Below are 8,564 nucleotides of genomic sequence, written 5' to 3' on the forward strand. Positions count from 1 at the left end.
TCGCTTAAATGTCCCGCCTGACGGCAATTGAGGTCGCCCGTCCGCGATGGCGGCAGCCTGTCGCCGCGCGGTTCGCACCCCCGGGTCGGTCGCCGCCGTCACTATCAAACCGGCCCGCAGCCCCGGCTTGATCCGAGGGCCGATTTCGCGAAAGAGTGCCGTGCGCGCTGCCTTCGAAGAGGAAACGATGTGAGCATCCCAGCAGACGAACGATCCCGGACGCGCAGCGAGCTGGCCTGGGCGATCACGGTCGGCGGCATGGGCGTCGTGCTGTTCACCGCGCTGCTCATCTTCACCTGGTATTTTGCCGCTACGCTGCTCCTGATCTTCACCGGCATGCTGCTAGGCCTCGGCCTCAACGCACTGACCAATGCGCTTGGCCGCCGTTTTCGTTGGCCACATCCGGTCCGGCTCGCGATCGTCTGCATGGCGCTTGCCGTGTTGCTCGCGGGCGTCGCCTATCTCGGCGGCGCGACCATCGCCGAACAGGCATCGGCGCTCAGCAACACCATCAAGTCGCAGATCACGCACGTCAGGTCCTTCCTCGAGAGCCACGGCATCGACACCAGTTTCTTCGACATCGGCAATGCGACGCCCGCCTCCACCAACGCAGCCTCGGAGACGGTGCCCGCCCCAAGCCCGGTTCCGCACGGCCCGCTGCCGGGCGCGGGCGCCCTCGCCTCCAGCGGCGGGGCGATCGTGAGCCAGACCTTCAAGCTGCTGCTCGGCACGATCAGCGCCGTCGGCAACATCTTCATCGTGCTGTTCCTGGGGCTGGCTTTCGCCGCCCAGCCAAGCCTCTACCGCGAGGGCCTCTTGTTCCTCGCGCCGGCGAGGCACCGCATCCGGGCCACTCTCATCATCGATCGCATCAGCGAGACGCTGGAGCGCTGGCTGATCGCGCAGATCATCGTCATGATCGCGGTCGGGGTCGTGACCTGGATCGGGCTCGCCATCATCGGCATCCCCGGCTCGTTCATTCTCGGCATTCAGGCCGGCCTGCTCGCCTTCATCCCGACGGTGGGCGCCATCATCGCCGGCCTCGTCGTCGTGCTGGCGAGCCTTGCCTCGGGCTGGATCCCAGCGCTATCCGCGCTGCTCCTGTTCCTCGGCGTACACGCGATGGAGAGCTATGTGCTGACGCCGATCCTCCAGCGCCAGGCGCTGGACATTCCACCGGCGACGCTGTTCGCGTTCCAGATCCTGCTCGGGGTGGTCTTCGGAATCTGGGGCCTCGCGCTGGCGCTGCCGCTGGTCGCCATCGCCAAGGTCATGATCGATCACTTCAAGACCTATGAGACCACGGCGCCCACCCAAGTCGAAGCGGCGTGAATCCGCTCAGGTCGTCAGCACGGTCTCGGTATGCTCAACCTCCGGCGGCGCAGCGAAGTACTGGCCGACCAAGCCGCGCCATTCGGTGAAATTCTCCGAGTTGCGGAAATCAACGGTGTGATTTTCCAACGTCGCCCACTTCACCATCAGCCGGTACCGCTGCGGGTTCTCGATCGACTTGTGCAGCTCGAAGCCGTGAAAGCCCTTGGCGCGGCCGAACGCGGCCTTGGCCTTGGCGACAGCGGCCTCGAAATCCTTCTCGCTGCCCGGCTTGACGTCGATTTGTGCGATTTCGGTAATCATCGGTTTCCACCCTTCTTGCTTGATGGGCGTGTCTACCGCAGCCGGGGAAAAAGAAAAAGGCGCCGAAACGGCGCCCTACTGACCGGAAAATGCAGCGCTCTCAGACGTACAGCAACACGGTGCCGGCCACGATGAGCGCGCAACCGGCAAGCAGCCCGAACGGCCAGTAGCTGCGGCTCTGCGTATAGCGCCCCTGCGCACGGCGCTCGCTGATGACAGCGGTCTCGTACTCGTCGGCGGTGGAGAACAGACAGGCAAAGCCGCCGCGAGCCGAGGCCGCAGCAGCTTCGAGCGACATCAGGGCAGTTTGCGGATTCTGTCGACGGATCGATTCCATGGCCTGAATGGTAGGGATCGAATGGTAAACAGAGGATTACCGCAAGCCCTCCTGCACCTCAGACCGTGGCCGGTTGCGTCCGCGGCACGCCGACCCGCGCTGCGCTCTGGCGGCGCCAGTTCTCCAGCGACAGCGGCAGCTCTTCCGCTGCCTCGACGCGGTTACGGCCGCCACGCTTGGCCTGGTAGAGCGCAGTGTCTGCGGCCGCCAGCAGCACCTCGAGCTCGGTGCCGGCCGGACCACCCGCCACACCGATGCTGACGGTGGTGTCGACCGGCCCCTCCTCGACCACGACGCCGGAGGTCTCGAATGCCTCGCGCACGCGCTCGGCGACCAGCACGCCCTCTTCCAGTGAGCACGGCAGAAGCGCCGCGAACTCCTCGCCGCCGATGCGGCCCGAGAGGTCCGAGATGCGCAGATTGCTGACGACGACGGTTGAGAACAGTTTCAGCATCTCGTCGCCGGCGGGATGGCCGAAGCGGTCGTTGATCGACTTGAAGTGATCGATGTCAAAGATCATCACGGTTACCGGCCGTCCACCCTTGGCCTCGCGCTCGATCACCCGCGAGCAGGCCTCCGAGAAGCCGCGGCGGTTGAGCATGCCGGTCAGGGGATCGGTGGAAGCCGCGGTCCTGTGCGCCGTGACCGTACGCTCCGACACCAGCATGAAGATCACGAACACGGTGCCGACGGCATAGAGCACGAGCTCGACCGCGAACATGGTGACCCAGATGCTGGCCGAGAAGCTGGCATCGTTTGGCCGCAAGAAGCCACCGATCAGGATCGGCAGCATCAGCACGCAGCCGTGCATCACCGGCACCACAACGGCCGGCCAGCGCCGCTGCAGGCTCTTGCGCCGCTCGACCCAGAGCTCGCTCGCAATCAGCGCCGCATAGACCGAGACGATGCCGGCGCCGATGACCATGCGCAGCGTGGATGCGGCGGGATCGAGCAGCGTCACCGCCGCGACCCACGCGAGCGCACCGATCACGAGGCCCGGCCAGTTCGGCTTGCGGCCGTGGAAAACGCGCGCGGCGTTCCACACCATGCCGCAGGCGACGAAGCCGGCCGCGTTCAGCGCGAGATACACTTGCGGACCGAGCCTGTCGCCGGCCGCCGTCCACAGCGCCACCGAGGCCGCGCCGAGCAGATATGACATGCCCCACCATTTCAGCGCGGGGCTGTTCTCCTGCTTGCCGAAAAACACCATCATGGCGCCGAGCAGTGCGGCAACCATCGTGGCGACCAAATAGAGCGTGATGCTATCGAGCGACATCATGTCGGCCCCCTTTAAAACATAGCAGTTACGCGATCGGCTCAGCCGACTTGCGCGCCCTTCCAGATGCGACGCTATGTCCCGCGGGTTCCATTCAGGTTTTCATGCGGGGGCAAGTTTTCACGAAAGAATCCATGAATTTGCATACAAACGAACAACAAAAAGGGCGCTGAAACCAGCGCCCTTTTGCATCTCATTGAAACCGCTTTCGCGGCGAATGTTACCGAAGCGATTAACGCTTGGAGAACTGGAACGACCGGCGCGCCTTCGCCTTGCCGTACTTCTTGCGCTCGACCACGCGGGAGTCGCGGGTGAGGAAGCCGCCCTTCTTGAGCACCGTACGCAGCTCCGGCTCGAAATAGGTGAGCGCCTTGGAGATGCCGTGACGAACGGCGCCGGCCTGGCCGGACAGACCGCCGCCGGCGACGGTGCAGATCACGTCGTACTGGCCGGCGCGCTGGGCCGCGACGAACGGCTGCTGGATCATCATGCGCAGCACGGGACGGGCGAAATAGATTTCGACCTCGCGCGAGTTGACCATGACCTTGCCGGCACCCGGCTTGATCCAGACGCGGGCGACCGCGTCCTTGCGCTTGCCGGTGGCATAGGCGCGATTGAGCTTGTCGACCTTCTTCTCGTGCTTGGGCGCGTCGGGCGCGGCCGTCTTGAGCTGCGAGAGCTGGTCGAGCGACTGGATGGATTCGGCCATGTTATGCGGCCCTCGTGTTCTTGCGGTTCAACTTGGCGATGTCGAGCTTCTCGGGCTGCTGCGCCTCATGCGGATGATCGGCCCCGCCGTAGACGCGGAGGTTGCTCATCTGGACACGGCCGAGCGGACCACGCGGGATCATGCGCTCGACGGCCTTCTCGAGCACGCGCTCGGGATGACGGCCCTCGAGGATCTGGCGCGCGGTGCGCTCCTTGACGTGACCGACATAGCCGGTGTGCTTGTAGTAGGTCTTCTGCTCGCGCTTGCGGCCGGTGAGCACCGCATGCTGGGCGTTGATGATGATGACGTTGTCGCCGCAATCAACGTGCGGGGTGTAGGTCGGGAGGTGCTTGCCGCGGAGCCGCATGGCGACGATGGTGGCGAGACGGCCGACAACCAGACCCTTGGCGTCGATCAGCACCCACTTCTTCGTCACCTCGGCCGGCTTTGCCGAAAAGGTTTTCATGTCAGAATTTCCGTGGAAGGAGACATCGGCGCGAACACAGCGCCAGACTGCGCGGCTTTCTAGAGAACCGACGCGCAACGGTCAATGCCCTCCGTCGGAAATTACATCAGCAAAATCAATAACTTAAAAATATGGTTCTATAATACCATCGAAAAGCTCAAACATTTGGAATGGAATAGGTCGACGTGACGTGCGCGATCGGATCGGCCGAGGTCCCGGACAGGAGATTCACCTCGCCGACGGCCAAGCGCTTGCCGAGCTTGAGCAGCCGGGCCTCGGCGAGCACATCCTGCCCCGGCTGGCCCTTGCGCAGGAAGTTGATGTTGAGGTTGGTGGTGACGGCTAGCCCGACGGGCCCGATAGCCGACAGCAGGACCACGTACATGGCGAAATCGGCGAGCGCCATCAGCGTCGGGCCGGACACGGTTCCACCCGGCCGCAGCATCCTTTCGCTGTAGCGCTGGCGCAATAGGCAGGTCTGGCCGTCCGCGCTCTCGATCGTGATGTCGTCACCGCTGAACGCCTGGGGAAACTCGTCGCGGAGGAACTGTTCGAGGTCCGCCACGCTCATTTTCGCTAACGCCATGCTGTCCCCCACCCTCGCTTCACTCCGCCTGTTACATTAAGTTATCTGCATCATCCAACTGCAATAATCCAAGCGGAATCGCTTCAATGTCAGTCCAAGCCGCCCGCGCCCCCTCTCCCCCGCCGCCGATCCTGCTGCGCGAGATCGTCGACAGCATTGCCGTGCTCACGCTGAACCGACCGGCCGCGCGCAATAGCCTCTCAGAGGCGATGATCGGACAGCTACATGCGAGCCTCAACGCGATCGCGGAGGACAAGCGCATCCGCGCGGCCGTCATCGCGGCCAACGGCCCCGCTTTTTCCGCCGGCCACGATATGAAAGAACTCACCGCGCGCCGCACCGATCCGGATCGCGGCCGGGCCTATTTTGCGCAGGTCATGACGGCCTGTAGCGCGATGATGCAGGCGATCGTGCGTCTGCCCAAGCCTGTGGTCGCTGCCGTTCAGGGCATAGCCACCGCAGCCGGCTGCCAGCTCGTCGCAAGCTGCGACCTCGCCGTCGCCTCGGAGGCCGCAAGCTTCGCCACGCCCGGCGTCGATATCGGCCTGTTCTGCTCGACGCCGATGGTGGCGCTGTCACGCAACGTGCCGCGCAAGCAGGCGATGGAGATGCTGCTGACGGGCGAGCCGATCCCGGCCGCACGCGCGCGCGAGATCGGCCTCGTCAATCGCGTGGTCGCCGCCGGCACCGAGCGCGACGCCGCGATCGCGCTGGCGCAGCAGGTCGCGCTGAAATCCGCCTACACCGTCAAGCTCGGCAAAGAGGCGTTCTATCGCCAGGCGGAGATGAGCCTTGCCGAAGCCTATCGCTATGCGGCAGAGGTGATGACCGAGAACATGATGGCGCGCGACGCCGAGGAAGGCATCGGCGCCTTCATCGAGAAGCGCACGCCGACATGGAAGGATGAGTGAAATCGTCATTGCGAGCCAACGGGTCCGCGCGAGGCGCGGCCCGATGACAGGCTCCGCGAAGCAATCCAGAAATCCCACCACGGAAACAGACTGGATTGCTTCGTCGCTTCGCTCCTCGCAATGACAAGGAAAAAGAAAAGATGAACCACGACTCCTATCCCGACAATTACATCCGCGGCATCCTCAACAGCGTGAAGTCGATCGCGATGGTCGGCGCCTCGCCGGTCAACGTGCGGCCGAGCTACTTTGCGTTCAAATATCTGGCACAGCGCGGCTACGACATGATTCCGGTCAATCCCGGTCATGTCGGCAAGGAGCTGCTCGGCAAGCCGTTCGTCGCCTCGCTGCGCGATCTCGGCCGCCCCATCGACATGATCGACATCTTCCGCAACTCCAGCCACATCATGCCCGTGGTCGAGGAAGCGCTGACGCTCGACCCGCTGCCGAAGGTGATCTGGATGCAGCTCGGGGCGCGTGACGATGCGGCCGCAGAGAAGGCCGAGGCCGCCGGCATCAAGGTCGTGATGAACCGCTGCCCCAAGATCGAATATGGCCGCCTGTCGTCGGAGATCTCCTGGATGGGCGTCAATTCGCGCACGCTGAGTTCGAAGCGTCCGCCGGCACCGACGCAAGGCATGCGGCTCTCCCTCAACCGGATGAGCGTCGGCGGCGGCGACACCGCAGCATCGGATCGCGCCGCCAAAAACAAGAGCGAGCAAAGCTGACGCACGCGAAGCATTCATTTCGCGAACGCGACATTGCGCAGCACGATCATCCTGATCTGACGCCGTGCCTTGACGGCAGACGCGGCGCCGATCAGCATGCCGCGATTTCAGACCACAAGAACAGGACGCCACGAATGAGCGATCGCCTTCCGGGATTTTCGACCCTTGCCGTGCACGCCGGTGCACAGCCCGACCCCACCACCGGTGCGCGCGCGACCCCGATTTATCAGACGACCTCGTTTGTCTTCAATGACGCCGACCATGCCGCCTCGCTGTTCGGATTGCAGTCGTTCGGCAACATCTATACCCGCATCGGCAATCCCACCAACGCCGTGCTTGAAGAGCGCGTCGCGGCGCTCGAAGGTGGCACCGCGGCTCTGGCCGTCGCGTCCGGCCATGCCGCGCAGGTCGTGGTATTGCAGCAATTGCTCCAGCCCGGCGACGAGTTCATCGCCGCACGAAAACTCTATGGCGGCTCGATCAACCAGTTCACGCATGCGTTCAAGAGCTTTGGCTGGAACGTGGTGTGGGCCGATCCCGACGACATCACGACCTTCGAGCGCGCGGTCTCGCCGCGCACCAAGGCCATCTTCATCGAGTCCATCGCCAATCCCGGCGGCAGCATCACCGATATCGAGGCGATCTCGACGGTGGCCCGCAAGGCCGGCGTGCCGCTGATCGTCGACAACACGCTGGCCTCGCCCTACCTGATCCGCCCGATCGATCACGGCGCCGACATCGTCGTGCACTCGCTGACCAAGTTTCTCGGCGGCCATGGCAATTCGCTCGGCGGCATCATCGTCGATGCCGGCACCTTCGACTGGTCCACGGGCGGCAAATATCCGATGCTGTCCGAACCGCGGCCGGAATATCACGGCATCCGGCTGCAGGAGACGTTCGGCAATTTCGCCTTCGCGATCGCCTGCCGCGTCCTCGGCTTGCGCGATCTCGGCCCCGCGCTGTCGCCCTTCAACGCCTTCATGATCCTGACCGGCATCGAGACGCTGCCGCTGCGCATGCAGAAGCACTGCGACAACGCCAAGGCGATTGCCGAATTCCTCGCCGGCCATCCCGCAGTGGCCTCGGTGAGCTATGCGGGTCTGCCGGGTGACAAGTACAACCAGCTCGCGCGCAAATATGCGCCGAGGGGCGCGGGCGCCGTGTTCACCTTCAGCCTGAAGGGCGGCTACGACGCCGGCGTCAGCCTCGTGTCGAAGCTGCAACTGTTCTCGCATCTTGCGAATGTCGGTGACACCCGCTCGCTCGTCATCCACCCTGCCTCAACCACGCACAGCCAGCTCGACGACGCCGCCAAGATCAAGTCCGGCGCCGGCCCCGACGTCGTGCGGCTCTCGATCGGCATCGAGGACAAGGAAGATTTGATTGCCGATTTGGAGCAGGCGCTCAGCGCTTGATGTTCAGAGTCACATAGCGCGAACTCTGGTGCGCAATTGCGCACCTGAGAGCTCGAGATTCCGGTCCGGCTCTGCGAGCCGCCTCGGAATGACGATGCCGGTTAACAGTCATTAACCATATCCGTTGCATACGTTGTCCGTGGATCGCCCCTTTGATTCGGAGCCGACGATGCTGCGCTGGATGGTACCCGCCCTCGTGGCGATGCTGACGGTTTCGAGTGCCGGCGCCGCCGATCTTGCGGCCACACCAAGGCGGCGGGCCGTCGCGCCGCCACCGCCGAAGGTCTATGTCGAGACCGATCCGGACGCGCTGATCTCGCCGGCCTATGGCATCGGCAGCTACGTCCGCAATCTGCCGGGCACGCCGCTGCTGCCGGGCTCCAATACGCTGCCGGGCTATTACGGCCGCCCCTGGGATTACGACTATCAAGGCGCGTATTACGGCGGGCCTCAGGTCGGTTATTTCTGGCGGCTGCCCTACGCCTGCGGCGTCTACGGCTATTG

The 8,564-nt window shown here is 64.2% G+C and carries 11 protein-coding genes; 5 read left to right on the plus strand and 6 right to left on the minus strand.

Going from position 1 to position 8,564, the window contains the following annotated elements; translation table 11 throughout:
* Window positions 1–189: 189 nt before the first annotated feature.
* Window positions 190–1,332 carry an AI-2E family transporter gene (locus MTR72_RS18155; protein WP_341510795.1) on the plus strand — a complete coding sequence of 381 codons (1,143 nt, stop codon included), beginning with the start codon at window positions 190–192 and terminating at the stop codon, window positions 1,330–1,332.
* Window positions 1,333–1,338: 6 nt separating this feature from the next.
* Here MTR72_RS18155 and MTR72_RS18160 read toward each other — a convergent pair whose 3' ends face one another.
* The 6 genes from MTR72_RS18160 to MTR72_RS18185 form a co-directional block, all read right to left on the minus strand.
* Complete coding sequence (locus MTR72_RS18160; protein WP_280970613.1) at window positions 1,339–1,635, minus strand: antibiotic biosynthesis monooxygenase family protein; 297 nt, start codon at window positions 1,633–1,635, stop codon at window positions 1,339–1,341.
* 100 nt (window positions 1,636–1,735) lie between these two features.
* Complete coding sequence (locus MTR72_RS18165) at window positions 1,736–1,972, minus strand: hypothetical protein (protein ID WP_341510796.1); 237 nt, start codon at window positions 1,970–1,972, stop codon at window positions 1,736–1,738.
* Between the two features lie 58 nt (window positions 1,973–2,030).
* Window positions 2,031–3,251 carry a GGDEF domain-containing protein gene (locus MTR72_RS18170; RefSeq protein ID WP_341510797.1) on the minus strand — a complete coding sequence of 407 codons (1,221 nt, stop codon included), beginning with the start codon at window positions 3,249–3,251 and terminating at the stop codon, window positions 2,031–2,033.
* A 229-nt stretch (window positions 3,252–3,480) separates the two neighbouring features.
* Window positions 3,481–3,957, minus strand: a complete 477-nt coding sequence (gene rpsI, locus MTR72_RS18175) for a 30S ribosomal protein S9 (RefSeq protein WP_341510798.1) — start codon at window positions 3,955–3,957, stop codon at window positions 3,481–3,483.
* 1 nt (window position 3,958) lies between these two features.
* Complete coding sequence (rplM, locus tag MTR72_RS18180) at window positions 3,959–4,423, minus strand: 50S ribosomal protein L13 (RefSeq protein ID WP_280970609.1); 465 nt, start codon at window positions 4,421–4,423, stop codon at window positions 3,959–3,961.
* Window positions 4,424–4,580: 157 nt separating this feature from the next.
* A complete protein-coding gene (locus MTR72_RS18185; protein ID WP_280970608.1) occupies window positions 4,581–5,009 on the minus strand; it encodes a PaaI family thioesterase in 429 nt (142 codons plus the stop codon).
* Between the two features lie 86 nt (window positions 5,010–5,095).
* Here MTR72_RS18185 and MTR72_RS18190 point away from each other — a divergent pair, with 86 nt between their 5' ends.
* The 4 genes from MTR72_RS18190 to MTR72_RS18205 all read left to right on the plus strand — a co-directional run.
* Complete coding sequence (locus tag MTR72_RS18190) at window positions 5,096–5,920, plus strand: enoyl-CoA hydratase (RefSeq protein ID WP_341510799.1); 825 nt, start codon at window positions 5,096–5,098, stop codon at window positions 5,918–5,920.
* A gap of 140 nt (window positions 5,921–6,060) precedes the next feature.
* Window positions 6,061–6,645 (plus strand): CoA-binding protein, encoded by a 585-nt coding sequence (locus MTR72_RS18195; RefSeq protein WP_280970606.1) that lies wholly within the window; start codon window positions 6,061–6,063, stop codon window positions 6,643–6,645.
* Window positions 6,646–6,779: 134 nt separating this feature from the next.
* On the plus strand, window positions 6,780–8,060 hold the full coding sequence (locus MTR72_RS18200; protein ID WP_341510800.1) for an O-acetylhomoserine aminocarboxypropyltransferase: 1,281 nt from the start codon (window positions 6,780–6,782) through the stop codon (window positions 8,058–8,060).
* 169 nt (window positions 8,061–8,229) lie between these two features.
* The coding region (locus MTR72_RS18205; RefSeq protein WP_341510801.1) for a hypothetical protein at window positions 8,230–8,564 on the plus strand (335 nt) is incomplete at its 3' end.

This window comes from Bradyrhizobium sp. ISRA442 (assembly GCF_038085055.1).
In the GTDB taxonomy this organism is placed as follows: domain Bacteria; phylum Pseudomonadota; class Alphaproteobacteria; order Rhizobiales; family Xanthobacteraceae; genus Bradyrhizobium.